This is a genomic window from Trichocoleus desertorum ATA4-8-CV12, from assembly GCA_019358975.1.
In the GTDB taxonomy this organism is placed as follows: Bacteria; Cyanobacteriota; Cyanobacteriia; order FACHB-46; family FACHB-46; genus Trichocoleus; species Trichocoleus desertorum_A.
The window spans coordinates 24,513-51,495 of record JAHHIL010000004.1; the positions used below are offsets into that span (position 1 = coordinate 24,513).

The following is a 26,983-nucleotide window of genomic DNA, read 5'->3' on the forward strand; positions in this document are numbered from 1 at the left end:
AGCTAGTTATGTCTGAATCTTGGACTCACGCCTATATCTCGACCAACGGTATTAAGCTGCACTATGTGACGCAGGGCGAAGGACCGTTGATGCTGATGTTGCATGGTTTTCCGGAGTTTTGGTATTCCTGGCGCAAACAGATTCCGGAATTCGCCCAGGATTACAAAGTCGTGGCATTGGATTTGCGCGGCTACAACGATAGCGACAAGCCACCAGAACAATCCGCCTATGTGATGGCAGAGTTTATCAAAGATATCAAAGGCGTAATTCAGGGCTTGGGTTACGACAAATGCGTGTTGGTGGGCCATGACTGGGGAGGCGCGATCGCCTGGAATTTTGCTTATGCTCACCCAGAAATGCTCGATCGCTTGATTGTCTTAAACTTGCCGCACCCAGCTAAGTTTGCCGAAGGACTCCGTACCCCCCAACAGTTGCTCCGCAGTTCCTATATCTTTTTCTTCCAACTGCCTTGGCTACCAGAGTGGCTGATCCAGGCGGGCGATTATCAGCCGTTAGAAGCAGCTTTTAAGGGTATGGCAGTGCATAAGGATGCGTTTACAGAAGCGGATATTCAAGCTTACAAACAGGCGGTTGCTAAATCGGGTGCCCTCACCGCCATGCTGAACTATTACCGCAATGCCTTTCAACAAGGATTGTTTAAATCGAATTGGGACGTGCTACAAGTGCCTACTTTGATGATTTGGGGCGAAAACGATACAGCACTAGGTAAGGAAATGACTTACGGCACCGAAGCGTATGTGAGAGATTTTCAGATTAAATATATCCCTAACTGTAGCCATTGGGTGCAACAGGAGCAGCCGCAGCTAGTGAATCAGTACATGCGGGAGTTTTTAGCCAGAGAGTAGTCTTAAGGCTGATTTACTATACCAAAAAAGTTTGTATACAAAGGGTCTGACCTTCAAAGGTAGAACGAAATAATGAGTCAAGGAAACACTGAAGTTTGCTCTGCTTGTGGTGTCAAAATTCTGAAGATTCCGACTGGCGATCGCGTCTTGTTCTCTGTCGGCCCACCGGGAACTAGGGCCACGCTATGGGCCAGGGTTTGTCAATTTACTCAGAAACCAGGCTGCATCAACAAAGACAGAGATGCAGTCGGAGAGATTAAACCAATCGACTACTATCAAGCCGAACTATAAAAAAAGGCGATCGCCCTCTTTGAAGCTAGGAGAGCGATCGCTTTTTAATTGACCACTTGGAGGGCAGCTCGCGGTTGAATGCGCTGTAACTACCACTTCAAGAGATTGAACTGTTCCATGTCTACGGTGTCGCGGTTGCGGTAAATAGCTAGCACGATCGCCAGACCCACTGCTGCCTCTGCTGCCGCGATCGTAATGACAAATACCGTGAATACCTGACCTTTAATTTCTGCGGAGTCAAGGTAGTTCGAGAATGCCATCAAATTTAAGTTGACGGAGTTCAGCAGTAATTCGATTGACATCAATACTCGTACCGCGTTCCGGCTGGTAACGAGGCCATAAATGCCAATGCAAAACAGAGCAGCCGCTAACAGCAAAAAGTATTCAAGTTGCATAGATCCTCTGATCTTGATTCGTGCAGGAAGTCTAATGAATGAGTGACATTAAGGATCTAAGCGATCGCTGGGGGTCACTGGTGCTTCAGCACCCGACTGAGATGATTTAATTCGGCCACCACTTAAAGCGGGAACTGCCTCTCTGGGGCGCTCTTGCAGGGTAAAAACTTGGCGTTGGGGTTGCAGCGTCGAAGTATCGTCTGGCAGGAACTCCCGGCGAGCCAGGATAATCGCGCCTACCAAAGCCATTAGCAGCAGGATCGAAGCTAATTCAAACGGCAGTAAAAAGTCACTGAAGAAGTGTTTGCCAATTACCACAATGGCATCATCTCCAGCACTGGGCGCATTTGAGAGAGACCAAGGAGTTGAAAGCACCATTGTGCTGAGCAGGGCAAACAGACTCACACAAACCAATCCAGTGAGTGCCTGGCGCACCCAAGCATTGGGCATAGGCTTGAAGTCTTCTCGCTTATTTACCAACATGATGGCAAACAGAATCAAGACGTTAACGGCTCCCACGTAGATGAGTACTTGAGCCGCAGCCACAAAGCCTGCATTCAGCAAAATGTACAGCCCAGCGATGCTGATAAACACGCCACCAAGCAAGAAAGCTGAATAAACGATATTAGACAGCAACACGACACCGAGAGCTGCTCCAATCATCATCAGACCTAGCAGGCCAAATGAGACAATTTGAACTCCTTCCGCTAGATTCACAATCCTTTGATCTCCTTAGAATGCATGCACGTCAAGCTGATTACGCTTGGGTCTTCTCAGAATTTTTCTCAAGCTGTTCCGAAATCTCTTCTGGACGCTGGCCTGCTCGCTGGCTACCGGGGGGCAGATCATGAGGGTCCATAACACCCTTGGGTAAGTAAACCAGCTCTCGTAGCGGTGTCACCATTGGATCATCTGTAACTTTATACGGTAAGCGCCCTAGGGCCACGTTGTCATAGTTCAGCTGGTGGCGATCGTAGGTCGATAACTCGTAATCCTCAGTCATGGATAGGCAGTTGGTGGGGCAGTATTCCACACAGTTACCGCAGAAGATGCAAACTCCAAAGTCGATGCTGTAGTGCTTAAGCTGTTTCTTCTTGGTTTCTTTGTTGAATTCCCAATCTACGACTGGCAGGTTGATTGGACAAACGCGGACGCAGACTTCACAAGAGATACATTTGTCATATTCAAAGTGAATCCGCCCCCGAAACCGCTCGGAGGGAATTAGTTTCTCGTAAGGATATTGAACTGTAATGGGGCGTCGGCGCATGTGGTCGAAGGTTACAGATAAGCCCTGACCGATGTAGCGAGCGGCTTGTACCGCTTCTTTGGTGTAGTCGCCAACTTGTTTGAGGAACTTGAGCATGGAGTCACCGTTCTTGAAGGATGAAGGATGGAGCTTGCTTCTCAAAAGGAGGGGGATGAAGGTGGATGCAGTTGGCTAAAAATTCACACCAGCTTCATCCTGGGCTGTTTAAGGGGCTGGTTTAGCTACCAGAGTTAGCCACCAAAGGCAAAGGGGAAGGTGAGCTTGAGGGCCGCAGTCAGTAATAGGTTCACTAAGCCAACCGGTAGAAGAAACTTCCAACCTAAGTCGAGGAGTTGGTCAATCCGTACCCGTGGCACTGTCCAGCGGAGCAGAATCGCCAGGAAGATGAGGAAATAGGCTTTGAGCAGGGTCATGGTGATGCCCAAGGTCGCAGTGATGATTTGCAACCAAGGAGTCGTTTCGCTAATGCCGAACCAGTTAGAAATCAAACTCAGAGGGATGGGAGATTCCCAACCACCCAGGTATAGCACAGCGACAAAGAGGGCTGAGAGCACCAAGTTGACATAGGAACCGAGATAGAAGAGGCCAAACTTCATTCCGGTGTACTCAGTTTGATAGCCAGCGACTAGTTCTTCTTCTGCCTCTGGTAAGTCAAAGGGAAGACGCTCACATTCAGCGAGGGCGGCAATCCAAAAAATCAAGAACCCTACAGGTTGCCGCCAAATATTCCACCCTAGGATGCCGTAGCCCGCTTGCTGGTTGACGATGTCAATCGTGCTGAGGCTGTTCGACATCATCACGATCGCTAAGACTGACAAAGCGAGGGGAATTTCGTAACTAATCGATTGGGCTGCTGCCCGCAGACCCCCAATCAAGGAGTACTTGTTATTTGAGGCATACCCAGCCATCAACAAGCCGATCGGGGTAATGCTGGCGAGGGCAATCCAGAGAAAGACGCCGATGCTGAGGTCAGTAATTAAAAGATTCTGTCCGAAGGGCACGATCAGGTAGGACAGAAAAACCGGAATCACGACGATTGCGGGTCCTAGGGTAAACAGCCAGGGGTCAGCTTTTAAAGGGACAATATCCTCTTTCAGAACTAGCTTGAGGCCGTCTGCCAAGGGTGCCAGTGCGCCCATAGGCCCAATAAACTCTGGACCAATCCGCTGTTGTGCGGCAGCAGAGATTTTTCGCTCTAGCCAGACACAAGCTAATACACCGACTGTCGCGCCTATCAGCATCACGACCATCGGCAGGGGGAGCCAAACCAATCTGGCAATGTCGGTAGGCAAGCCCAGTTGCACGAGCGCTTGGATAAAACTTCCTTGTAGGTCAATTCCTGGATTCATGTTTTCAATAATGGCGATCGCTGAGTTCGTTCAACCAAATTAAAAGCGGCTGGGTTGGCAGCTTTGTAGTTTGTGGTTGCTGTCTGAATTCTCAATCCAGCAACACCCTAGATAGGGATTGATCAGTAAGTTTCTTTATGAAGAATGTTTGACCTCTACAGTGCTTAGTATATCGCTGGACGGGATTGTCAGTAGTCTTAGAAATAAGAAGTTGTACCTACCAGATCTCTGGAATTTTTAGCTAAGGATGGCAGATCTGCCCCGGTTCCACATCATGCAAAAATTTAATTTGCCAGAACTCTATGGATTCTATAGAAAAAGCTGTTGGGTTATTAGAGGCGCACTCCTCATAACCGATTTAGATATTGCAATACAAAAAACCCCCAAACAACATGCTTGAGGGCTGGAGTTCCTGAAAATCGTCACTTCGCCCATCCTACAAGCTTGATCCCGAACAGCAAGGGGGGTATGACCCATCACTGGCCGATTTTAGAGGGCGTTTCGGAGAGGCGATCGCAGTTTCAAAATCAAAGAGTTGGCCGAATGTGACTACCGCTTCTCAATGGCGCTTCTCAATGGGCACATAAGGAGCTTCGTGAGTCCCGGTATAGATCTGGGTGGGACGGAAAATTCGGTTTTCGGCCAGTTGTTCTTTCCAGTGTGCTAGCCAACCAGCCACCCGCGAGATGGCAAAGACAGGCGTAAACAAATCGGTGGGAATGCCCAATTTGCTGTAGACCAGACCAGAGTAGAAATCCACGTTAGGGTAAATTCCCTTGTGGGCCAATTTTTCTTCTACAGCTCGCTCTAGCTCAATGGCAATGTCGTAGTACTTATCTCGGCCAAACTTCTCGAATAGCTGTTCGGCCAGATTTTGCAAGATGGTGGCTCTGGGGTCTTTGACTTTGTAGACACGGTGCCCAAAGCCCATGATTTTCGCTTTGCGCTCCAAGAGATCATCGAGGTAGGGGCGGACATTGGCGACAGAGCCGATTCCCTCCAACATCGCTACCACTTCTTCGTTTGCGCCACCGTGGAGGGGGCCAGCTAGGGTGCCGACTGCTGAGGCAATCACGGCATAGGGGTCAGTCAAAGTTGAAGCCGTAACCATTGCTGAGAAGGTCGAAGCATTGATCGTATGCTCGGCATGGAGCGTCAGGCAAACGTCAAAGACTCGTGCGGCTAGGGGATCTGGCTCTTTCTCATTCAGCATGTACAAGAAGTTAGCGGCGTAATCCAAATCATCTCTGGGTTGGACTGGGTCGTTGCCTTTGCGAATCAGTTGGAATGCGGCCACCATCGTGGGAATTTTGGCTAGCAAACGCACTGCTGCCCCTCGAATATAAGCAGGGTTGTGCAGATCCCGGCGAGAGTAGAACAAACCCAGAGCGGCGGCTGAAGCTTGCAGGGCATCCATTGGGTGACCGCTCTCTGGGAAGCATTTCATCATGTCCCGCACACGGAACTTTACGCGGCGGTGGTACTGAATTTCATCTTGAAAGGCAGTGAGTTCTGCTTGGGTCGGCAGTTCGCCCCAAATTAGCAAATAGGCAGTTTCCAGGAAGGTACTCTTTTCTGCGAGTTCTTCAATCCGGATACCGCGATATTCCAGAACACCGCGCTGACCATCAACGTAGCTAATACTGGATTGGGTGGCAGGAATATTTTCTAGACCTGGCCGATACTCGCAGATAGACATGGCTCTACCGTCCGATTGCTTAAGACATACTGAGGCTATACGACAACGGGTTGCAGGGGTGGAACTCCTGCGTAGGGGCACTGCCCCCACCCCCCTTGTTCACAAATAGGTTGTGAATCCTATATCTAAGCTAACTTACCAGGAAACCGCGAGGGAAGTGTCATAGCAAGAACTTCGGTGGGCTGAGCCAAAACAAAGAACTATTTGCGATCGCCTGACCCGATCCTGGGATTGTTAGCCCAATCACTCCAGCTTTTTTTAATACCAAACCATCCCGCGCTTGTCCCCAAACTAGAGTTTCTGCCCAATTGCCCAGATCTGGCTGATGCCCCACGATCGCCAAACGAGCTTGGGGGTGCGATCGCTGCCACTCGTCAAACCAGATCAACCAAGCCTCTAAACTGCCATCGGGCGCTAAATAGTCTGATACTTCTAGCTGATCACTTAAGCCCTCAGATTGCAAGATTTCTGCTGTCTGATGTGCCCGGACTAGGGGACTCGTGAGAATCAAGTCAAATTGCAGCTTGAGTTCAACCAAGCGCTTGGCGACTTGGCGAGTTCTGCGACGACCCTCCTCGGTCAGGGGACGTTCCTCATCACGAGCATAAGTACCCCGCTCCGCCGCAATGCCATGACGAATGATGTAGAGGTCAGACATAGAAACTTTCTCTAGATAAAACCTGACCCCCAGTCTCTTCCCTACCAGGGAAGGGGAGCTAGATTCAAAGCCCCTCGCCTCGCAGGAGAGAGGTTGGGGAGAGGTTAGCTCAACTAAATAAACGTGTCTTCCGGGCTCACCAATCGCAGCAGCTTTTGCTTGATTTGGGCATCAAAGAGTTCCCATTTCATCTTGGCGTAGTCGGCATTTTCATTGAAGCCAGAGAGAAATCCCATCGGAATTTCAAACCCGCCAGCTGTGAAGCGACCACCACCAAAAAAACGGCCTTGAGCATCTTGACCAAAGGCTTCTTTAATAAACTCGTCTGGGTCGAGGGTGATCTTGCTGGTTCGCAAGGAGCCAATCACGACTTCGAGTTCTTCGTCCTCATCGTGCACAATGCCATAAACTACAGCAGTATGGACGTTTTCTTCTGTGACCAAAAAGTCTGCGGCTTGCGGAATGGCATCGCGATCGTCGTAACGTAAATAACCCACCCCAGCGATCGAGAAGTTGTTCTGTACGATGCGGTTGCGCAGCGATCGCTCAATCACGTCCATCACCCGTTTAGAACGAGCTGACTGGAGGACCGCATTGAGCAGTTGGGTGTCGTAGAACCGACTTAAGTAGGCGGCAGCGAGAAAGTCCTCTTCCTGCGCCTGCATTAGGGTGTTGGTATCAGAGCGCAGACCGTGCATCAGGGCAGTGGCACACTTCACATGCTGGCTAATGCTGCTGTCTAAAGTCAGTAAGCCTGCTTGGAGATAGTGGGCGCAGATAGTAGCAGTGGCCCGCGTATGAGGCCGAATGTCGCAGAATTCTGGGTTTAGTCCCCCCTGCATGCTGTGGTGATCAATCACAACCGTAACGGGAAGGCCTGCCTGTTGCACCAAGGTCAGAAGCTGGCTGGTTGTGCCTTGGTTATCAATCAGAGCGCAGCCTTGGTAAACCGATAAATCTTTGTTTTTGGTACTCTGCACTGTCCAGCGCTGGACTGGCAAGTTGGTCAGCTTGACTAGGGCAATGTTTTCTTGGTGGCTGAGCGTGCCAGCGTAGACAATCTCGCACTGGATGTTGTACTGCTCAGCAATCAGTTTGTAGGCCCAAGCGGAAGAAAGAGCATCCGGGTCGGGAAAATCTTGCAGGATGATTAGTTGTCGCTCGCCTTCATGCCGTTCTAAAGTTTGTCGGAGCGCTTCTACTTTGTGGTCAGGTTTGGAGTCAAATGAGCGCTGAACTTGGCGATCGCCGACATTGGCAGTGGCTCGAACCTCTGGATACTCAACCCCTGGATATTCGACAGACTTGGCTTCCACGATTGGTTCTGCTGATTCTGAGTTTAGAACTAGACTGTTGCGAGACCTAAGCGAATTAGATGGCATACTGGCACAAAGTTGGGGTTAGAATCGTATTCCCAATCGCGGCAATGCTATAAACTTGGCAGAAATCAGCGATTGAGCTGTTGATCTGTACACCCTGATCTTCGCAAAAAACTCGCAGAACGGCATACCCCCGCAGACTACCTATGAAGCCATAGATAGCGCCAGCACCCTACTTTAACTCTCAGTAGGTGAAGTACCCGACGCTGATTGCAAGCAATACAGCACGGGCTTCCTGTTTCAACAGCCACTGCCTCCACCTTGCAAGCAAAGTATTGGTCTGACGCAGCTTCTGGAGGTTTTGGTCATGTCTGCATTCGCAGCACATCCCACTGACTCCCGTGATAGTTGCCTACCACCCAGGCAGCAACCCGCCTTCCGCAGGTTGATAACTTTTGCTTTTGCTTCTCTTGGATTTACGCCATGGCGACCAGCTGGAGAAAACAGCTTCCCTGAACTACCGATCTATCTGCGGCAAGAGTCGAACCTCTACTTTGAAGTTTGCCTGTCTGTTCGATGCGGTCAGGTGGGTTGTTAAACCATCTAAATTATACCTTGAAACCCTTGCTATGAATAGACTTCAAGCCTTCTATTTGCTCGATAGGTTGGCGATGCGTCGCTCACCTACTCCACCCGCCCATGGCATCGTTCGGGGTGAGACTCCTCATCGCCGGACTCCCTATCCCGACGCTGACTTTTCAAGTACAGCGCGGGGCTTCCGTCGCTAGCTAAAAATACCAATTAAAAACCCCGTGCTTACCTAAACACGGGGTCAGATCCCAATCACATATTTGCGCCATTCTTGATGCCCGCCGTTTTTGACGTGCTTGGTGACTTCAAAGTAGAGGCCACTATGAGGTTTGCGCGGTGGATACTCTAGAGGCATGTTGGCTTCTTTCGGAGTGCGGTTGCCTTTTTTGACATTACAGCGAACACAAGCAGTCACAATATTTTCCCAACTATCACCGCCGCCACGCGATCGCGGAATCACATGGTCGAGGGTCAGGTCGTCGCCACTGTAGCCACAGTATTGACAAGAGTGACTATCTCGGTGGAGGATATTTCGTCGGGTCAGTGGAATTTCCTTATAAGGAACCCGGACATAATGCCGCAGCCGAATCACGGTGGGCAGTGGGAAATCAGAGTAAACACATTTGCCGTTGTGTTCTACCTGTTCTGCTTTGCCTTTGAGAAGTAAAACGATCGCCCGTCGCCAGCTCGTAATGTTGAGTGGTTCGTAGGAGGCGTTTAGCACCAGAACCTTGCTCATTGATGGTTGACAGAGAGAATATTTTTCCAGATAGTAACACAGCTAACATCTGCTCTGCCGAGTCTAGAAGGGGTTAAGCCTATTTAGGCAACCTCAATCTCAGAAATAGTTTTTCTTCCTACTAAAAAATAAGGTTTTATCTCTCCTCTACCTTTGGAGCGGAATTCGAACCCCCAACGGAGTGGCTAAGCATTGTTGGAGTAATTCCTTGTACTGCCACAGGTTCGCTGCCTGCTTGATAAAGGCAGAGTGACTACCCAAACGAGGAAACTAATCCAACCAATGGCGGCGGAAATACCGCCAAATCGCTTGGTCAGTATTGATTCTTTGGTACTCTGCCACAATTGCCATCCTGATCACCTCACTGTTAGCTAAAGCAGGTGCAAAGCCTTTAGGTCGAATCGGATGCCCCTAGGTCATTTCCTTTAGCAAGTCGTCCACACAGCAGAAAACCGCAATGATAAACTCGTCAATAGAAACCATAAGTCCCACTCAGCCTAGATAGGTTGTACTTCTGGCATCATTAAGTAGGACTTTCCATTGCGTGATACAAACCAAAATTACTGAAGGCTTCTGTAAAGTTCTCTTATTAAATCGCCCGTTTCAGCATCATAAGCTCCTACAACTTGAGCATTCTTAATTACGCCTACTTTAGGATGATCAATGCCTTCTGGATAATAGGATTCAACAACCCATACGAGATGGTCAGGCGACACTTGCGTAAAGTCCTTGACCTTCGTATCGTAAGTTTGATGATACTCTCCAAATGTTTTTAGTTCTACCTTTTGAAGTTTGCCTTTTTTTTCTGCTATCTTATCTTTCTTGATTTTTTTGTTAATGTCGAATAACTTGTCCTTTGAAGTACCCTTGTTCGCTCTAAAGACGGGTTCTGGATTGCTATTTACTTTAGGGATAATTGGACCTGTTGGGTCTGGATTCAGGTTGACTGCATCATCTGCTGTATATCCTTCAGGTTTTTGATCCATCACAGCATTAACACTCAAAACGAATAGGGGAATTGTAAGAAGCGCTAAAAAAGCAATTATCTTTTTAAAGTCCATGACCAAATCTCTTTACTTTTTTATTTCTCTTTACTTTTTTACCTGCAAGTTTTACTTTCAAAGCTACTTTCGTGTGGTAAAGGTTGAGAATGAAGAACTATTGGCATGGCGCGCATACCGTTAAATTGTCATTTTTATGACAGCTTGGCTCTTCTAAAAGTTTCTGCACCTGCTCCCAAGAAATATTATTAATTCTATAAATTTTCTGTTTTTCGCTCATATTTAGAATCTTTAGAAGAATAGAACTATTGTGGATGAATGGGTTTATCCTGTTCCCTTGTTACACTGCTGGTAAATTTTATTAGCCTGCTCTGCGGTTGGCAGGGTTAGGTGCTTCGCCTTAGGTTGGCAGTGGTGTGAGTCGAGGAGTGATAGAGATGCTGAGCCAAAAGCCTGAACAAAAAATGGCCCCAATTCGACGAGAGGTGCCCAGAGAGCCTCTGTGTGAGCGAGCTTGGGTAGAAGTCGATTTGAATGCCTTGGCACATAACATTCGGCAGCTCAAGGGGTTGCTAGCGCCTAAAACGTCACTCATGGCAGTGGTGAAAGCAGATGCCTATGGTCATGGAGCTGTAACTGTGGCCGAGACGGTGTTGCAACATGGCGCGACTTGGCTAGGAGTCGCAACAATTCCTGAAGGCATTGCGCTCCGAGAGGCAGGCATTGCAGCGCCGATTTTAGTCTTAGGGGCAACCTACACGCCAGAGCAAATCCGGGCGATCGCCCACTGGCAACTACAACCCACGCTGGGTAGCCCCAAGCAAGCATTGGTGTTCTCAGAAACCCTAAGTGACATGTCTCAGCCTCCTCTGCTACCTGTCCATATCAAGCTGGATACAGGCATGTCTCGTTTGGGTACTCCCTGGCAACAAGCGATCGCATTTGTGCAGTTAGTAGAGCGTTTGCCACATTTGAAAATTGCCAGCATTTACTCCCATCTAGCGACTGCTGACAGCCCTGACCCTACAATCATGCGGCTGCAACAAGAACGATTTGAAGCGGCGATCGCACAACTGCAAGCCACAGGAATAGTGTTGCCTCGGCTGCATTTAGCCAACTCAGCAGCGACTCTGACGGATGCAAATTTGCATTACGACTTGGTGCGGGTCGGCCTAGCAATGTATGGTCTCTATCCCGCTCCCCATTTGCAAACGGTAGTAGACCTGAAGCCAGCCCTGCAAGTCAAGGCGCGAGTCACCCAAGTGAAAACAATTCAACCAGGCACAGGAGTCAGCTACAGCCACAAGTTCGTCGCTGACCGAGAAATGACGATTGCAGTGGTGGGAATTGGCTATGCCGATGGGGTGCCCCGTAATCTGTCCAATCAACTCACAGGGCTGATCCGGGGACGACGGGTACGGCAGTTGGGAGCTGTGACCATGGATCAACTGATGATTGATGTGACGGACATTCCCCATTTAGAGGCTGGGGAAGTAGTGACGCTGTTAGGTGAAGATGGCCGCGATCGCATTACTGCCGATGACTGGGCCACCACTTTAGGTACGATTTCTTGGGAGATTCTCTGTGGTTTCAAGCATCGTTTGCCACGGGTAGCCGTCGGACAAAGCTATTCTTCAGAACAGCAACTTTTGTCGTAGTTTTCTAGGGCATTACCAAAAACCTGGCAAATCTTGCTGGGGTAACTCGCGATCGCCAAGCTTAGAAGGGGGGCGATCGCTGCTCCAAGCCCACCAAGCAAAGCCGCACCGACACAGGTAAAACTCTTGCCATTTGCGGCGATGGTTTTCTGTAAACACAGGCGATCGGCGATTAATCCAAACTTGTTGGGCTTCTAGGCTGGGTGCGTGACACTGAGGACAATGAAATTCATAGGCGTGAATAGCTGATTGAGTCCAGTCAGGTGCAATGGGATCGAAAGCGTCCATGCCAAGAGTTACTGAAATTCACTGTCTATTATTAGCGCGATCGCAGGGTGTTTACCAGGGGCAACCAACTTCGGTGGTTCAAGTGCGGTAAATCTTAAGGTTTTAAGAAATTCCAGCCTTAACAGTCCTGCTTAAGGTTTCACTAGAACCGAAGTGCTATTTTTTATCAACTTCCGGGCAACTTGATCTGTGGGTCGTGATAATTCCTGCCAAAGCAGCGATTCTTGCTTTTAACCGAAAAGACTTTAACTGACAAACCTGCACTATCAGCCGATGTACTAAGCCTATGAGCTACCTCAATTTACTTTCTTTCCTTGGTATTTTTGGTCTCTGTGCGGTCGCCTGGTTATTTTCGGAGAATCGCAGCTTCCGAGTGTTTCCGTGGCGAGTTGTGGTGTCGGGCATTTTGCTTCAACTCATCCTCGGTGCATTAGTATTTTTATTTCCACCCACTAGAGCCGCGCTCCAAGGATTTAGCAATTTGCTAGATGGGGTATTTTTGGCCGCAGATACGGGCGCAAACTTTGTGTTTGGTAAGAATCTCGTACCCCTGCCAGATCGACCTGCGGATGTCAACTTAGGCTATATTTTTGCTTTTCGGGCTTTGCCAACGGTTATCTTCTTCTCTGGTTTAATGGCCTTGCTCTACAGCATTGGGGTCATCCAAGTTATTACTAATATCTTTGCTAAGGTGTTTTACGCCACGATGCGTCTGAGTGGGGCGGAAGCGCTCAGCGGTGCTGCCAATATTTTTGTCGGTATTGAAGCGGCGATCGTCGTGAAGCCTTATTTGCCGAAGATGACTCGCAGCGAACTCTGCGCCATTCTATCTTGTTGTTTTGGCACTGCTGCTTCCTCAACCCTAGCCATTTATGTCAGCTTTCTGCGACCTGTGTTTCCTAATATTTTGGGACACCTGGTTTCAGCGTCTATTATTGCGATTCCTGCCTGTTTTGTTTTATCGAAAATTTTAGTACCCGAAACTGAAGTTCCTTTAACGGCGGGTGGCATCCCGATGGAATCCAAAGCCACAACCCGTAAGGAAGCAGCGGTTGTAGAGTCAGATTTTGAGGACGCACCCAAGCATGAGACTGTAGGCGGGGAGCCAATCGAGCGGGTTAGCCCAATGGACGCGGCCATTGTGGGGGCGTTGGATGGCGTCAAAATGGCGGTAGCGATCGCTGCTGTGCTGATCCTAATCTTGGGTTTGGTCTCCTTAATTAACCAGATTTTTAGAGCTTTAGCTGCGATTCCTGGCCCCATTGGGGATATTTTTAGCGTCATCACGTTGGCCAATATTGAGGGTGCCCTCTTTTTACCCCTCACGTTTTTGACCGGAGTCTCCTTGGATTGGAACGAACTGTGGGCATCCTCGGTGATTATTGGCCGCAGACTGCTAGAAACGGCGATTCCTCCTTATCAAGCCTTGGCTACGGCAGCAGCTTTGCCAGGAGCAGAACGAGTCATTAGCGATCGCGCCGTTTTGATTATCAGCTATGCCCTATCTGGCTTTGCTCACTTAGCCTCAGTGGGAATCTTTGTGGGAGGCACGATCGCCCTCATTCCTTCTCGACGCAAAGATATCTCAGAACTGGGTTGGAAGGCTTTATTTGTCGGCACTTTGGCGACGATGATGATTGCGGCAGTTGCAGGTGTGTTTTACCAAGAAGGCAATGCCAGCATCTTAGGCGACCAACTTCCCGCTCAGATTGCGCCAGCCGTAACTCCTGGTGCCTCACCCACTGCTTCCCCCACTAGCCCTGCGACTACTGGGGCTCCCGGTAGCCCAGCTGCCACTACCACACCCACCACTGCTCCAGTCCCAGCTTCGCCACAGCCCTCACCCCCCACCAGCCCTAGAGTCCAGGCTGCGCCCCAAACTACGCCGACTGCCACGACTGCACCCACGACTGCACCCACGACCGCACCCACAGGAGCTAATCCAGCTAGTAGAGCTACGCCCTCTCCTTCTCCACGCCCCTAGTGGTAATGGGCGCGATCGCTCAGGCAATAGCTTGTAAAATCGGGAAATGATGAATCCTGATCCCGAAGTTCGCCACCTCTTAGATCTCATGCCTGCCTCCGGTCGCATGCTGTGTAAGATTGCCAGCAAACCGGAGCAATCTAAGGTGGTGGATTACTCATATCCTGTGCCTTGGTCCCCCAGTCGCCCGATTTTCATTAACTTTGACCTGTGGAGTCAATTGTCTCGGCCTCAGCGCGATCTAGCCTTGTTGCGAGCGGTCAGCTGGTTAATAGGCATCAAGTGGTTCAAACCGGATCTTTATCGCGGTTTAATAGCAATTGGCCTAGTCGGTGCGGGTGTGGAAGCGGTACAGGGAGATGCAGTCGGGGTGTTGATGGCAGGGAGTTTGGCTGCGATCGCGGGAACCCAGATTTGGCGATCGACTCAGAGTTCGCAGCGAGAACTAGAAACTGATGAAGCCGCTATTCGGGTGGCTCTGCGACGGGGCTATACAGAAGCAGAAGCCGCTCGTCACTTGTTGAGCGCGATTGAGACAGTCGCTCAAATTGAAGGCCGACTTCAGTTGAGTTTTACAGAACTAGTCCGTTGCCAGAATTTGCGGGCGATCGCTGGGTTATCTCCGGTTGGTACTCCCGAAACCTTGAGACAAGAATAGCTTTACAGAAATCGCCGTAAAGCCCACATGCTTTAGCGGTGGGATATAAGGCGGTGTTCGCGGAGCGTGTGCGTTGCACAAACCGGAGGCGAACAACTATCTTGAGGGCTGAGAATCAATGTATCGACGAATAGTATCCCCAGAAACACGACCCGCCGTAGAAACAAAATAACTACGAGTCCAAAGGCTAGGTAGCTTGGTTTTTAGCCAAGGAAACTCTTGCCTCAGTTCATGAGAAGTAAACCCCTTGATGCGCTGAATGATTTGATTTGGAGCCAGGGTTGGCAAGCAATTAATGAATAGGTGAACGTGGTCTTTGTCAGTTTCTAAGTCAAGAATTTCGCAATCGATTGTACTGGCAGCCTGAACTATCAATTCTTTTAAGCGCTGGTCTAGAACGCCTTCTAAGATAGGTCGCCTTCTGCGGACGATCCAGACAAAGTGGTAATTCAATAAGCTCACGGTTGTCTGGCAATTTCTGTACTTCTGAGCCACAGGTTTTAGTTGTTTATGGTCTACGGCTATGGTATCATAGACAGCATGAAGACATTGAAGTTTAAGCTCTATCAGCACCAGCGAAACCGCCATCTAAAGCGGACGATTAATGCTGCTGGGGTGATCTACAACCACTGCATTGCTCTCCACAAACGCTACTACCGGATGTGGAGTAAGCACTTGAGTTGTGCAAAACTTCAATCTCATATCGCTAAACTACGGAAGCGCAAACCGTTCTGGCAATTGGTTGGCTCTCAAGCTGTGCAGGATGTGTGCCAACGCATTGAGAAAGCATATCAACTGTTCTTTAAGCATCACAAAAAAGGAGTCAGGCCACCTGGTTTTAAGAGAGTGAGACGATACAAGTCGTTCACCCTTAAGCAAGCTGGCTACAAATTCCTGAGTGGCAATCGCGTCAAGATTGGAGAGCGGGTCTATCAATACTGGAACTCCAGAGAGGTCGAGGGCAAAGTCAAGACTCTGACCATCAAGCGCACTGCGTTAGGGGAGTTGTTTATGGTGGTTGTGGTTGAGACTGAATCTGAGCTAGAAGCCAAGTCCGAGCCGAGTAGAATCGCTGGATTTGACTTCGGGCTGAAGTCGTTTCTCACTGGCTCTGAAGGCTTCAGTATTGAGTCTCCGCAGTTCTTCAAGCAGTCACTTGCTGCCATCCAAAAAGCCAGTCGTCACCATTCCCGTAAATGCAAAGGCTCTCACGGTCGCGAAAAGGCTCGGTTGAACCTCGTTCGCAAGCATGAGGACATTGCCAATCGCAGACGGGACTGGTTCTGGAAGTTGGCGCACAAGCTGACTGAACAATTCGATGTGCTGTACTTCGAGACACTGAACCTGAAGGGAATGCAGCGTCTCTGGGGTCGCAAGGTGAGTGATTTAGGATTCCGTGAGTTTCTGCAAATTCTCAAATGGGTCGCCACCAAAAAAGGCAAGCACGTCGCCTACATCGACCGCTGGTTCTCCAGTTCTAAGGCTTGCTCAAAATGTGGGCACGTTTTGGAATCTCTGGAACTCTCCACAAGACAATGGCGTTGCCCTTCGTGCCAGTCAGTAAATGACCGGGATGGCAACGCCGCTGTGAATATCAAAAAGGTTGGGATCTCAACCTTGGGATTAGGGGATGTCAGTCAGGCTGAGCCTGCAATCTCTGCTTGAGTCCCAAATCCCACGCGCTTCAGCCGTGGGAGTGGATCAACTAGGGTTACTTCAAGCAATGGTAGAGCTGATAACTGTAGCCATTTACGCCTGAATTAAGTTTTGGAGCAGCCGCACAGCCTTGGGCTTGAAGGAAAGTGATTAGTGCTGATTCTGGATTCGTATAGAAATTAACGAGCCACAAATCAAATGGCCTGGGGAGAGTAGCCAAGTTTTGCTGGAGAACTTGAGCTGATTGCTCGCAGGTGGTTTGTTTAGGATTACAAGTCTGGTGTGCCAGCAAGAACTGAGGGGAGCCATTGGCTGAAGTGGCCGATCCGCCAGCATGCCAAAATTCCCAAGCCAGCCCCATTAACTCTCCCGTTTGCACAAGGGTGTTGTGCGTCGTGGCGATCAGCGTCGGCACCTGTGAGGTTGCTTGAATCACGGGTGCTAGCAGATCAGGGCGATAGTACTTGCGATAGCCCAAGTTATTAGTAACGGTTAAACCGCTGAAGACTCCCATCAGCAACACGACCAAAATGGCTGGTTTGCCATATTTTTTGAACGGTAGCCAGAGGCGCTGCCATTGCGGTGGTGAGAAACTATCTGTGGTTGTGGCACTAGAGGAATCTGAGTTCCAGATGGCTGCTAGACTTACGCCGACCAGAGCCATAATCGCTGGAAAATACATAAAGTTGTACCTGGCTCCACGGGTCAAATCGTTGCCCAAGCCGTAAGTAATGCCAAATAGTAGTGCGATCGCCCCCAGCACAAATCCTACTAGCGTTTGCGTACCCATGCCAGCTTCCAGACTTTGCCATTGAGCTTTCAGACCTCGGTACAACAGGGGGATGGCCCAAATGAAGTAAATAATCATGATTACCCCAGAAGCGATCACAATGGGTAACTGCTCAGCTTCCACGGGTAAGAGAGACAGCATCGTGATCCAGGCAGCTAAGGCTTGAAAAATGGGGTTAATCCAAGCCATGAGATTCCAGCGATCGCTCGTTCTAATCCACTCGGTGAGTTCGCTGCTGTAAACGGATTGCAAGACGGGAAGCCAAATTAGGCCGCCCACCATTGTGCCAGCAGCCACTGCATAGATACGCCGCCAGTAAGGTCGCAACCCAGCGCCTGGGTCTTGGCGATTGTGGCTGATGGCTTGCCCAAGGAGCACAAAAGCTTCGGCAAATAGCGTCAGACTGAAAAAATAGTGCGTGGCAATGCCCAAACTGTTGATTACGACCCAACTCAAGCCAAGCCAAATCGGTAAACGACGGCGATCGCGGAGGCATTGGTTCGCTGCGATGAAACAACTGAGCGACGCAATCACCCACAAAACAGACAAACTATAGTGTCGTGCCTCTTGCGCCAGAAAAAGGCCATAGGGAGATACCGCCATCATCATGGCCGCCAATTGCCCAGCCAAACGGGAACCAAAAGCGAGCCAACCCAACCCAAACATCGCTGGAATGGAAGCAACCCCCAATAAAGCAGGTAGCGATCGCGCTGCCCACGCCGAAACTAAACCATTGTTGAGCGGAAATAGCTGCATCCACCAATGAGCCAAGACAAAATATAAAGGTGGATGGGTGTCTTCGCTGATCAGATAATGCAGGACGGCATCAGCGCCCAAAGTTGGATCAGGCTGAAGCGGCTCTAGAAGACTACGGATGGTAATGACTTGATCGAGGGGGACGGTGCGATAGCTATGGCCCAAGCTATAGACCAATGTGGAAACTTCATCCGTCCACAATGACTTAGAAGCTAAGTGGTTAAAGCGTAGGGCCGCCCCCAGCAAGATCCATCCCCACAACAAACAAGGATGCAACCAACGACTATGGAAGAGAGCCTTCAATCAACACCGCCTCAGTGAACTAAAGGGGTAAAACCATAAAAATCGGGAAAGCCAGAATAGTATAATGGCTTTTCTACGAAGTGCGCTCCTTAGGTTTATGCATAACTTTCTGCCCATCGCTTACTTTAGAAACCAGTTTGTGCCCTTTGGGGAAGCCAACCTTTCGATCGCAACTCACGCCCTACATTACGGAACTGGTGCGTTTGGTGGCTTAAGAGGCATTCCTGATCCTCAGAACGATCAGCAGTTCTTGTTGTTCCGCTTGGATGCTCACTGCAAAAGATTAAGTAGTAGTGCTAGGTTTCTGCATTACGATTTGCCAGCCGATAAAATCCAGCAAATTCTAGTTGACTTTGTTAAAAAAAATAGACCAACTACTTCCTTTTATATTCGTCCCTTTGTTTATACTTCTGACTTAGGTATTGCTCCTAGACTGCACAATATTGAAAAAGACTTTTTTGTTTATGGCTTAGAGTTGGGAGATTACTTATCTCCTGAAGGCGTCAGCTGTCGGATTAGCTCTTGGTATCGTCAAGAAGACCGTAGCTTACCCCTACGTGGCAAGATTAGCGGTGCCTACATCACTTCTTCTCTGGCGAAAACTGAAGCCGTGGAATCGGGCTTTGATGAAGCGATTTTGATGAATTCTCAAGGCAAAGTCAGTGAAGCTTCAGGCATGAATATCTTTGTGGTGAGAAATGGCAAAATTATCACCCCAGGATTTGACCAAGATATTTTGGAAGGCATCACCAGAGACAGCATTTTAACCGTTGCCCGTGATTTAGGGATTGAAGTCGTTGAGCGATCGCTTGATAAATCGGAGTTGTTTGCTGCCGATGAAGTATTCCTCAGTGGTACTGCGGCTAAAATTACTCCTGTCAAACGAGTCGAAAATTATCACTTATCTACTGAACGACCCATCACGGAAAAACTCAGAGACAAACTAACTGCCATCACCGAAAATCGTGATCCAAACTATCAAGATTGGGTGTTTCCTATTTCTGTTTAGCCTAAAAGCAACAAAAAACCCCCAGCCGTAGCCAGGGGTCACAATCAGGGTGCATCTACCACTCTTCCTTTCTGGACTGCCCAACCCTAATCCGGAAAGTTTCTTGAGATAGAGCGATCGCCGTTGCAGATTCACTAAACTGGCGCATAGGACAGCATCCAGGAGGAAATTCGATGCGAACGCTAGCAGTAGACATTGGCGGCAGTGGTGTAAAGGTGATGGTGTTGGATGAGACAGGCCATGCGCTAACCGAGCGATCGCGCGTGGAAACGCCTCAACCTCCGATCCCAGATGCCGTAATTGCGGCGATCGCCCAGTTGACCGAGAGCCAAGGTGAGTTCGATCGCGTTTCTGTGGGCTTCCCTGGTGTGGTGCGCAATGGGGTGACGGCAACGGCTGTGAATCTTGACCCTAGCTGGATTGGTTTTGATTTAGCGACTGGGTTATCTCAACGGTTAAATAAACCCGTGCGGGTAATCAATGATGCGGATATGCAAGGCATGGGCGCGATCGCAGGTAAAGGGGTAGAACTGGTGATCACGTTGGGGACTGGCTTTGGCTCGGCTCTGTTTGTCAATGGTCAACTGGTGCCCAATTTGGAGATGGGACATCATGAGTTCCGTAATGAGGAAACCTACGAGCAACAGTTAGGCCGAGAAGCCCTCGATCGCGTGGGTAAGAAAAAGTGGAACCGTCGCTTGGAGAAGGCGATCGCGTCTTTGGAGCATTTGTTTAACTACGATGTTCTCTACATCGGCGGCGGCAACACTGACAAAATCGCTTTTGAATTACCCGCCAATGCCAAAATTGTCCCCAATGTCACTGGTCTATTTGGTGGCATTGCTTTGTGGCGTGATGTGTCTGATAAACTGCCCTAACCCTGCCTAGCTATGCTCAAACCAGTCCTGCTTTTACTGGTCTCCAATATCTTTATGACCTTCGCTTGGTATGGCCATTTGAAAGATCTCAAAGCGGCTCCGCTTTGGAGCGCGATTGTTGCTAGCTGGGCGATCGCTTTCTTTGAGTACTGTTTCCAGGTGCCAGCCAATCGCATCGGTGTAACCTATTTCAATCTGCCGCAGCTCAAGGTGTTGCAAGAAATTATCACGATGCTGGTGTTTGCAGGTTTCAGTGTGGCTTATATGAAGGTGCCTTTGACCCGCAACTATTTCCTCGCCGCCATGCTCCTCGCAGGTGCAGCCTACCTCATCTTCAGCGAAAAACCACGATGATTAAACTAGAACTCACGCTGTAAGATTTTAAGAGTATTGAGTAGAGCGAATCGCTTTATTGGAGCACTAATTTAACTGCAATTTTTTCTACAGCAGCAATACTTATAGGGTCAAAGAGCAAAAACTATTAAAGGCTCAAATTAACGACTGCTTGTATTTGTGTACCACCAATAACTTGATTCAATCCACTGCAACAGCCTTGTTGGGCAGCATTTTTACTATATGACAATGTTTGAATCAATAGTTGTGTCTGAAGGAGACACCCAAATCTTAATGGCTGTAAGCAGCAAATTCTTTGCTCGTTCCTGGATTTCTGCTCTACCCCAATTTGTTTGCTGGAGAATCCAGCGGTTTAGCTCAATATGCGTGGTATCGAGTTTGGATTTCTTTTCTGAAAATGGAAGGTTTCCTAACTCTGAGTTGTAACCAGTCAGAGTCAAATTGCCGAACGTATTCACCAAAGTGTTATGAACTGTCTCCGGCTCTTCACCCAGCTCATCTTTCCATGCCTGATTAAGCGTTTGAGGCAGAACATGCTCTATTGTTGCCGTCGAAAGATCCACAACCTCTTTGTGGTTAAAAGATTTTTCAAGACGACAGAGGATGAACCGAGTGGTTCCACGTCCATATTGTGGTTGATTCATAAAGGCTGCGGCAAACTCAGCATCTTTAGGAAAACGACGATTGCCGCCAGGGGATGACAAGGTACGGAGCAACCACTGCTCGTGCTCTGTGTCGGGAAAATTTTTGGCTAACTGAATAAACAGTTTGTTTAATGGGTTAGTGGGTACTCCGCAAACAGATCGCCGGACTACAAATGACTCAACTAAGCCAAGGCATTTATCTAATTCGATGTCGCTAAGAGCCCCAGTCTGACGAGCATCAAACAGGCGGAGTAAGAGCGGGTAAGAGGTCGTTACTTTAATTTCTTTAATGTTCTCTAAACGATCGCGAATGATTGCTGTTTCTTCTGGAGCCGAGGAGAGGAATTTAGCATAAAACTCTCCAAATCTTTGCATTGACTGAACTTCCGCTTCAATTGCTTCCGTTGAGTCCATAGTTTTCAATTTTGTCCTAATCGCTGCGTAAATGCCACCTTGCTTGATATCATCCCCATCTTTCATCGTATAGTGGCGAAGAAATTCGGTAAGGTTGGACTTAAGCCGACTCTCAAGCGGAACCCAATATTTTGAGTAAACTCGCTCCTGCTCTCCGCCAGTAGAAATTGAATGACGGAAACGCATTAATAAATAATTTCTCACTAAGTCAGCTTGGGTAAGTGGCTCGCCCTTAAAATTCAGACTCTCAAAAATCAAATACGGATCGTCGTCATCTCCCAAGTTAATCATCACGACTTGGAGACATTGCTCCAGAGTGGTTAATACTTTGACAGGATCGACTCGATCATCGTTAAGATCAGTACTCTTGAGCAATTTGTTCTTAAAAAAATGATAGGCAGCAGCCATCCGAACATCTTTACTATTTTCTGGAACCTGACGGTCAAGAGCAATGGTACGATACACATCTCGGTCTGCCTGTGTTGGTACAAACTTCAAGGTGTCTTCCAAATCACGGAATCGATTGGTTAGGTAGACTTCCTGTATCCGTGAAGCTGAATTTAGATCAAGACAATCGCGTAAGGCACAAAGAAGCAGCGATACGGTTGTGAGGCGCTGCTGTCCATCAATGATGAGATATTTATTGACTCCTACAGGCGTACTACGCGCCGGAACAGAAACAATCGCTCCCATGAAATGGGTTCCAGTGTCGCCCACTTCGTACTGCACCATCAGATCATCCCAGAGTGCCTGCCAATTGTTCTCCGTCCAAGTATATGGACGCTGAAAGAGGGGGATTAGATTCTGTTTCTCCCCATTAAAATATTGAATAACTCTGGCTGGTGAGGCTTCCATCGCGTTTAACGAATCCTTGAGTTTATGTATATTACCTGCTCGTCAGGCAATCCCGTATTAGCGAACTAAATTTAGCAGGGATTTTAGAATAATGCCCATATTCGCTATTTTAAATACCAATTAGCTTGATTTTGAAGCTTAACCGGTTAGTTGAAACTATCGCCACTAACCGCAAATAAGAGTAGTACAACTGCTATTCTGAAGCAGAGAGTTTTCGTATATCACTTTGAGTTGGATAGATAACCAGAAACTCTCCGCATAATATTGCGTTTTAGATGGAGCGCTGAAACCCTTTTCTATATTTTTAGATGTATTACTTATGCTCCTGTAATTATCATTGTTAGCTGTACAATATGGCAGGTTGGATAGTAAGGAGCGATCGCCTAACTATTGAAATTTCGGTTTAGTTGGTAATTGCTAAAATTTAGGCAAGCAGGCATTCTATAGAGCGATCGCGTAAATGCAGATGATTCAGGCACAAGAGCAACGCTACTACTCATCTGAAGAATACTTAGATCTGGAAACTACTTCAGAGGAACGCCATGAATATATTGATGGAGCGATTGTTCCTGTGACTGGAGGCTCACCGAATCACAACCAAATTGCTCTCAACCTGAGTGGTGCTTTGAACTTTGCCTTGAAGCGGCAACCTTATCGCGTTTTTGTCACCGATCAACGACTGTGGATTCCTAAAAAACGGATTCATACCTATCCTGATGTCATGGTCGTTTCAGGAACTCTAGAGTTTGCTGAAGGACGGAGAGATACGATTACCAATCCCGTCATGATTGCAGAGGTACTATCAAAGTCCACGCAAAACTACGACAGAGTTGAAAAGTTTGCTGCATATCGCACTATTCCTAATTTTCAGGAATATATTTTAGTGGATCAGTACACAATGCACATTGAGCATTACTCAAAAACTGAGCCGCAAAAGTGGATTTTCTCTGAGTACGACAGCGAAGACGAAGTATTAGCGATCGCTTCTGTGCCTTTTCAAATCTCTCTGGCAGATCTCTACGACAAAGTAGAGTTTGAGACAAATTTGGATACCTGAAGTTTTCCCAGACTGTACTTTAGCGATCGCCCATTATGGCTCTAATAGTCCGTCGAGTAGGATGATGGGTATCCCGACTGACGGTATGAGTTCCATTGAGTATTTTTAGAAGTAGCGTTATGTTCCTACCTAAGTTTCTAGTTGTGGTGATGCTAGGAGTGTTCCCGATCGCGATCGCCTGTACCGATCAATCCTCACCCACTGCCCCGGTGTCCAGTGCTAGCCCTGCTGCATCACCCAGTCCGAGTGCCTCACCTGCGCCCTCAGCCAGTCCTACGGACACTCCTGCGAACGCGATCGCGCCAGGGCAATATTGTTACCGTGCCGATCTGCCAACCCTCACGAAGGCTTTGCGCTTAACGGTAGCGGCAGATCAGACAGTTACCGGAGACAGTCGGGCCACCATTCAAAATAAGTCCGAGGGCTACTATTCCTCTTATGCTCAAAAGATTTCTGGATCTTTGGCAGGAGATCAACTAAAGGCCCAAATTCGCACCTGGATTGAGTATGACGTTCAAGATACTCAGGAAACCTGGAGCATTACGCCCAGCGAGGTTGTGACGCGGCAGGCTAAACTGGTTGCTGCGGATTGTCAGGAGGTGCGATCGCGCTTTGCTAATGAGGCTGGATTGGAGGCACGCGATCTCCTAGATGCGGCTACTGCCGTACATACAAAGCCAGTCCAGTTTGAGGCAGGTCGTAATGGCACTGTCATCAACCATGCTGTCGTTCGGGGAGAACGGGATGTGTACCTGCTCAAGGCTCAAGGAGGACAGCAAATGAAGATTGCCCTGACCTTAACAGAACAGAATGCCGCTTTTGATGTCGTGTCTCCCAGCGGAGATATTCTCACCACTGAGGCGCAGTCAGAAACGGTGCTTTTGCCCCATACTGGCGAGTACCAGGTGATTGTTGGTAGTACGCGCGGCAACGCTACCTATGAATTGCAAATCACGATTCAGTAAATCTAGAACTCATGATTTGGACTAGCGATCGCCTGTTTTCTTGCAGATTAGTGTAAATATAGCTTTGTACTGGGAAAAACCTAGTTTGTCAGTAGTCCCATTTCTGCGTACCCCAATACATTGGCTGACATATGCAAAGTCCAATTCTTACGTTTACCATTCTGCTGACGGTTATTCTGATCGTGCCGTCCCTGTTTGAGCGGTTGCGTCTGCCTGGGCTAGTCGGTTTATTAATTGCTGGCGTGGTGCTGGGGCAGAGTGGGTTGCACTGGTTAGATCACGAATCTGAAACCATGCAACTGCTATCGGGCATTGGCAAAGTCTATTTGATGTTTGTGGCAGGTCTGGAAATTGATCTCAAACAGTTTCGCAAGACCCGCGATCGCTCTTTAGGATTTGGGTTCTTCACCTTTATCGTCCCACTGGTCACAGGCATTGCCCTCGGGCGGCTCTTTGGCTTTGGGTGGAATGCCTCTTTGCTCATAGGATCACTGTTGGCATCCCATACTCTATTGGCTTATCCGATTGTCAGCCGTTTAGGAGTCGTAGGGAATGAATCGGTTATGGTGACGATCGGAGCCACCATTATTACCGACACAGCAGCCCTGCTAGTTTTAGCCGTTTGTGTGGGAATTCATACAGGAGCCTTTACTGCATCTGGCTTTGCCACGCTATTGATTGGGGTAGCCCTCTATTCCGTGGTGGTTTTGGTGGGCTTAGACTGGGCAGGCAGGGAATTTTTTCGGCGTTCTGGGGATGCAGAAGGCAATCAGTTTTTATTCATTTTGCTGGCGCTGTTTTTAGCCTCTGTGGGCGCACAGGTAATTGGCATCGAGCAAATTGTTGGGGCATTTCTGGCAGGGCTGGCGGTCAATGATGTCTTGGGCAACAGCCCCGTGAAAGAAAAGGTGGAATTTGTCGGCGGCGTGTTGTTTATCCCCTGCTTCTTTATCGATATGGGGCTACTGATCAATCTACCCGCCTTTCTCAAAACCTTGAGTGCTCTTTGGTTCACCCTGGCTCTTGTGAGTGCGCTGATTGGCAGTAAGTTCGTCGCGGCCCTCTTAGCCAAATGGGCCTATCGCTACAATCTCCCAGAACTGATGACTATGTGGTCGTTATCTCTACCGCAAGTGGCTGCTACGTTGGCCGCTACGTTGGTAGGGTATCAAACGGTCAATGCCGCAGGAGAACGGCTGATTGGGGAAGGGGTGCTCAATAGTGTCATTGTGCTGATGGTGGTCACTTCTGTGTTAGGGCCGCTGATTACGGCGCGATTTGCTCCCCAGATCTCAACTCCGTCTACTGATCTCGATACGGTATCGGCGTCGTGGCTTGTAGATTCGCCAACTCCACACAACCCGGAAGCTGATACGCCCTTTACTGTGGTGGTTCCGACTTATAACCCCAGAACTCAGCAATTTCTGATTGAAATGGCAGCAATGTTAGCACGGCATGAGTTAGGGCGGATTGTGCCGATGGCGATCGTCAAAGCTCCTGTTTACATGGATCACCCTCGGTTAGAATCTCTCTTGGATCGCAATCATAAACGACTGCAAGGGGCGATCGCTCTAGGGCAAGAGCTGAACGTAGAAACTCAAGCGACGATTCGGATTGATGATGATGTGGCGATCGGCATTAGTCGAGAGAGCCGAGAACAAAATGCTAATTTAATTGTCATGGGCTGGTCTCGTACCACCGGATTTCGGGCGCGACTCTTTGGCAATGTGATTGATAATGTCATTTGTTCCGCTCACTGTCCGGTTGCTGTGACGCGGTTACTTATGAGTCCTGCCTCGATTAAAAACATTCTGGTGCTGGTCAACGATTTGACGCCTGCAACCTTACGCACCATTCGATTGGCTCAAGTTTTGGCTGACACAAACCAAGCTGTTGTCACCCTGTTCCATGTCAGTAATCCTCAGAGTTCGACTGCCCAATCCACTAAATTTTCCACACGACTATCCGAGGTCGCCACCAGCCATAGTTTGAAGGTTGGAACCATTACTCAAACTGTTCAGAGTAGTGATATCGTCGGAGCAGTGTTGGAAGCAGCGGAAGCGGTTGATTTAGTCATGCTGCATACGGTGCGCTACCGAACTGCCGGAGGATTAGCGGTGAGTGAGGTGACAACAAAAATTGTGCAATCTTTGAATTGTTCTCTGATCCTGTTGGGAGAGCCCCAAACGTGATGCCTTTAGTTAGAGCTGTTGGCATCAGACAGCCCCTTGATGCTGGCTAAACAGTTGGCGAGTAGGCAGCGATTGAGCGAGCTGTATTTGGTTTGTCCTTCTTTTCTAACTTGAACGAGGCCGCAATCAACCAGAGTTTTGGAGTGGTGGCAGAACAACGCCAAGCTAATTTCTAGGTAGTTGGCGAGTTCTGAGCCGCTCATTTCTTGGGACTGGGCTAGCAATTCTACAATCCGTAAGCGGGTGGGATCGCTAAGGGCCGCAAAGATTTTAGCGCGTTGTTCCGAGTCTAATTTCAGCAAGGCAACAGAGCTGAGGGAGGAATCGAGATTGGAGTTGAGCATGGG

Annotated in this window: 27 protein-coding genes; 13 read left to right on the plus strand and 14 right to left on the minus strand. The window is 48.7% G+C overall.

Going from position 1 to position 26,983, the window contains the following annotated elements; all coding sequences use genetic code 11:
- Positions 1-8: 8 nt before the first annotated feature.
- Together KME12_05790 and KME12_05795 are read left to right on the plus strand one after the other, a co-directional pair.
- Positions 9-866: an alpha/beta hydrolase gene (locus KME12_05790; GenBank protein ID MBW4487284.1), complete on the plus strand. Its 858-nt coding sequence runs from the start codon at positions 9-11 to the stop codon at positions 864-866.
- Between the two features lie 72 nt (positions 867-938).
- A complete protein-coding gene (locus KME12_05795) occupies positions 939-1,157 on the plus strand; it encodes a hypothetical protein (GenBank protein ID MBW4487285.1) in 219 nt (72 codons plus the stop codon).
- Positions 1,158-1,246: 89 nt separating this feature from the next.
- On the opposite strand, the gene nuoK is transcribed toward KME12_05795, so the two are convergent.
- The 7 genes from nuoK to KME12_05830 all read right to left on the minus strand — a co-directional run bounded on the left by nuoK (position 1,247) and on the right by KME12_05830 (position 7,907).
- On the minus strand, positions 1,247-1,552 hold the full coding sequence (gene nuoK, locus KME12_05800; GenBank protein MBW4487286.1) for an NADH-quinone oxidoreductase subunit NuoK: 306 nt from the start codon (positions 1,550-1,552) through the stop codon (positions 1,247-1,249).
- A 48-nt stretch (positions 1,553-1,600) separates the two neighbouring features.
- Positions 1,601-2,269, minus strand: a complete 669-nt coding sequence (locus tag KME12_05805; GenBank protein ID MBW4487287.1) for an NADH-quinone oxidoreductase subunit J — start codon at positions 2,267-2,269, stop codon at positions 1,601-1,603.
- Positions 2,270-2,309: 40 nt separating this feature from the next.
- A complete protein-coding gene (gene ndhI, locus KME12_05810) occupies positions 2,310-2,915 on the minus strand; it encodes an NAD(P)H-quinone oxidoreductase subunit I (GenBank protein MBW4487288.1) in 606 nt (201 codons plus the stop codon).
- A 134-nt stretch (positions 2,916-3,049) separates the two neighbouring features.
- Positions 3,050-4,168, minus strand: coding sequence for an NADH-quinone oxidoreductase subunit NuoH (gene nuoH / locus KME12_05815; protein MBW4487289.1), 1,119 nt, complete (start codon positions 4,166-4,168; stop codon positions 3,050-3,052).
- A gap of 559 nt (positions 4,169-4,727) precedes the next feature.
- Positions 4,728-5,867, minus strand: a complete 1,140-nt coding sequence (locus tag KME12_05820) for a citrate synthase (GenBank protein ID MBW4487290.1) — start codon at positions 5,865-5,867, stop codon at positions 4,728-4,730.
- Between the two features lie 160 nt (positions 5,868-6,027).
- A complete protein-coding gene (gene sixA / locus KME12_05825; GenBank protein ID MBW4487291.1) occupies positions 6,028-6,525 on the minus strand; it encodes a phosphohistidine phosphatase SixA in 498 nt (165 codons plus the stop codon).
- Between the two features lie 113 nt (positions 6,526-6,638).
- The gene (locus tag KME12_05830; GenBank protein ID MBW4487292.1) at positions 6,639-7,907 is read right to left on the minus strand and encodes a bifunctional oligoribonuclease/PAP phosphatase NrnA; all 1,269 of its coding nucleotides are present in this window, start codon (positions 7,905-7,907) and stop codon (positions 6,639-6,641) included.
- Between the two features lie 566 nt (positions 7,908-8,473).
- Between KME12_05830 and KME12_05835 the strand changes: the two genes are divergently transcribed.
- Entirely contained in the window at positions 8,474-8,632 is a 159-nt protein-coding gene (locus tag KME12_05835) for a hypothetical protein (protein ID MBW4487293.1), read from the plus strand.
- A gap of 44 nt (positions 8,633-8,676) precedes the next feature.
- Here KME12_05835 and KME12_05840 read toward each other — a convergent pair whose 3' ends face one another.
- Together KME12_05840 and KME12_05845 are read right to left on the minus strand one after the other, a co-directional pair.
- Positions 8,677-9,174: an HNH endonuclease gene (locus KME12_05840; GenBank protein MBW4487294.1), complete on the minus strand. Its 498-nt coding sequence runs from the start codon at positions 9,172-9,174 to the stop codon at positions 8,677-8,679.
- A 560-nt stretch (positions 9,175-9,734) separates the two neighbouring features.
- Positions 9,735-10,235, minus strand: coding sequence for a hypothetical protein (locus tag KME12_05845; protein ID MBW4487295.1), 501 nt, complete (start codon positions 10,233-10,235; stop codon positions 9,735-9,737).
- Between the two features lie 404 nt (positions 10,236-10,639).
- Here KME12_05845 and alr point away from each other — a divergent pair, with 404 nt between their 5' ends.
- Positions 10,640-11,833, plus strand: a complete 1,194-nt coding sequence (gene alr, locus KME12_05850; protein ID MBW4487296.1) for an alanine racemase — start codon at positions 10,640-10,642, stop codon at positions 11,831-11,833.
- Between the two features lie 12 nt (positions 11,834-11,845).
- On the opposite strand, the gene KME12_05855 is transcribed toward alr, so the two are convergent.
- Positions 11,846-12,121 (minus strand): hypothetical protein, encoded by a 276-nt coding sequence (locus KME12_05855; protein ID MBW4487297.1) that lies wholly within the window; start codon positions 12,119-12,121, stop codon positions 11,846-11,848.
- Positions 12,122-12,407: 286 nt separating this feature from the next.
- Here KME12_05855 and KME12_05860 point away from each other — a divergent pair, with 286 nt between their 5' ends.
- Together KME12_05860 and KME12_05865 are read left to right on the plus strand one after the other, a co-directional pair.
- Positions 12,408-14,105 carry a nucleoside:proton symporter gene (locus tag KME12_05860; GenBank protein MBW4487298.1) on the plus strand — a complete coding sequence of 566 codons (1,698 nt, stop codon included), beginning with the start codon at positions 12,408-12,410 and terminating at the stop codon, positions 14,103-14,105.
- A 49-nt stretch (positions 14,106-14,154) separates the two neighbouring features.
- Positions 14,155-14,763 (plus strand): DUF3318 domain-containing protein, encoded by a 609-nt coding sequence (locus tag KME12_05865; protein ID MBW4487299.1) that lies wholly within the window; start codon positions 14,155-14,157, stop codon positions 14,761-14,763.
- A gap of 96 nt (positions 14,764-14,859) precedes the next feature.
- On the opposite strand, the gene tnpA is transcribed toward KME12_05865, so the two are convergent.
- Positions 14,860-15,258: an IS200/IS605 family transposase gene (gene tnpA / locus KME12_05870; GenBank protein MBW4487300.1), complete on the minus strand. Its 399-nt coding sequence runs from the start codon at positions 15,256-15,258 to the stop codon at positions 14,860-14,862.
- Positions 15,259-15,303: 45 nt separating this feature from the next.
- Here tnpA and KME12_05875 point away from each other — a divergent pair, with 45 nt between their 5' ends.
- On the plus strand, positions 15,304-16,428 hold the full coding sequence (locus KME12_05875) for a transposase (protein MBW4487301.1): 1,125 nt from the start codon (positions 15,304-15,306) through the stop codon (positions 16,426-16,428).
- A 46-nt stretch (positions 16,429-16,474) separates the two neighbouring features.
- Here KME12_05875 and KME12_05880 read toward each other — a convergent pair whose 3' ends face one another.
- A complete protein-coding gene (locus KME12_05880; protein MBW4487302.1) occupies positions 16,475-18,268 on the minus strand; it encodes a glycosyltransferase in 1,794 nt (597 codons plus the stop codon).
- 97 nt (positions 18,269-18,365) lie between these two features.
- Between KME12_05880 and KME12_05885 the strand changes: the two genes are divergently transcribed.
- The 3 genes from KME12_05885 to KME12_05895 all read left to right on the plus strand — a co-directional run bounded on the left by KME12_05885 (position 18,366) and on the right by KME12_05895 (position 20,509).
- Positions 18,366-19,277 carry a branched-chain amino acid transaminase gene (locus KME12_05885; GenBank protein ID MBW4487303.1) on the plus strand — a complete coding sequence of 304 codons (912 nt, stop codon included), beginning with the start codon at positions 18,366-18,368 and terminating at the stop codon, positions 19,275-19,277.
- Positions 19,278-19,450: 173 nt separating this feature from the next.
- Positions 19,451-20,155, plus strand: coding sequence for an ROK family protein (locus KME12_05890; GenBank protein MBW4487304.1), 705 nt, complete (start codon positions 19,451-19,453; stop codon positions 20,153-20,155).
- Positions 20,156-20,167: 12 nt separating this feature from the next.
- Complete coding sequence (locus tag KME12_05895; protein ID MBW4487305.1) at positions 20,168-20,509, plus strand: DMT family protein; 342 nt, start codon at positions 20,168-20,170, stop codon at positions 20,507-20,509.
- 218 nt (positions 20,510-20,727) lie between these two features.
- Here KME12_05895 and KME12_05900 read toward each other — a convergent pair whose 3' ends face one another.
- Positions 20,728-22,422 carry a DUF262 domain-containing protein gene (locus KME12_05900; protein MBW4487306.1) on the minus strand — a complete coding sequence of 565 codons (1,695 nt, stop codon included), beginning with the start codon at positions 22,420-22,422 and terminating at the stop codon, positions 20,728-20,730.
- Between the two features lie 466 nt (positions 22,423-22,888).
- On the opposite strand from KME12_05900, the gene KME12_05905 reads away from it, so the two are divergent.
- The 3 genes from KME12_05905 (at position 22,889) to KME12_05915 (ending at position 26,636) form a co-directional block, all read left to right on the plus strand.
- Complete coding sequence (locus KME12_05905; protein MBW4487307.1) at positions 22,889-23,479, plus strand: Uma2 family endonuclease; 591 nt, start codon at positions 22,889-22,891, stop codon at positions 23,477-23,479.
- 119 nt (positions 23,480-23,598) lie between these two features.
- Entirely contained in the window at positions 23,599-24,444 is an 846-nt protein-coding gene (locus tag KME12_05910; GenBank protein ID MBW4487308.1) for a hypothetical protein, read from the plus strand.
- A gap of 131 nt (positions 24,445-24,575) precedes the next feature.
- Positions 24,576-26,636, plus strand: a complete 2,061-nt coding sequence (locus KME12_05915; GenBank protein MBW4487309.1) for a cation:proton antiporter — start codon at positions 24,576-24,578, stop codon at positions 26,634-26,636.
- A gap of 5 nt (positions 26,637-26,641) precedes the next feature.
- Here KME12_05915 and KME12_05920 read toward each other — a convergent pair whose 3' ends face one another.
- A complete protein-coding gene (locus KME12_05920) occupies positions 26,642-26,980 on the minus strand; it encodes a metalloregulator ArsR/SmtB family transcription factor (protein ID MBW4487310.1) in 339 nt (112 codons plus the stop codon).
- Positions 26,981-26,983: the final 3 nt, after the last annotated feature.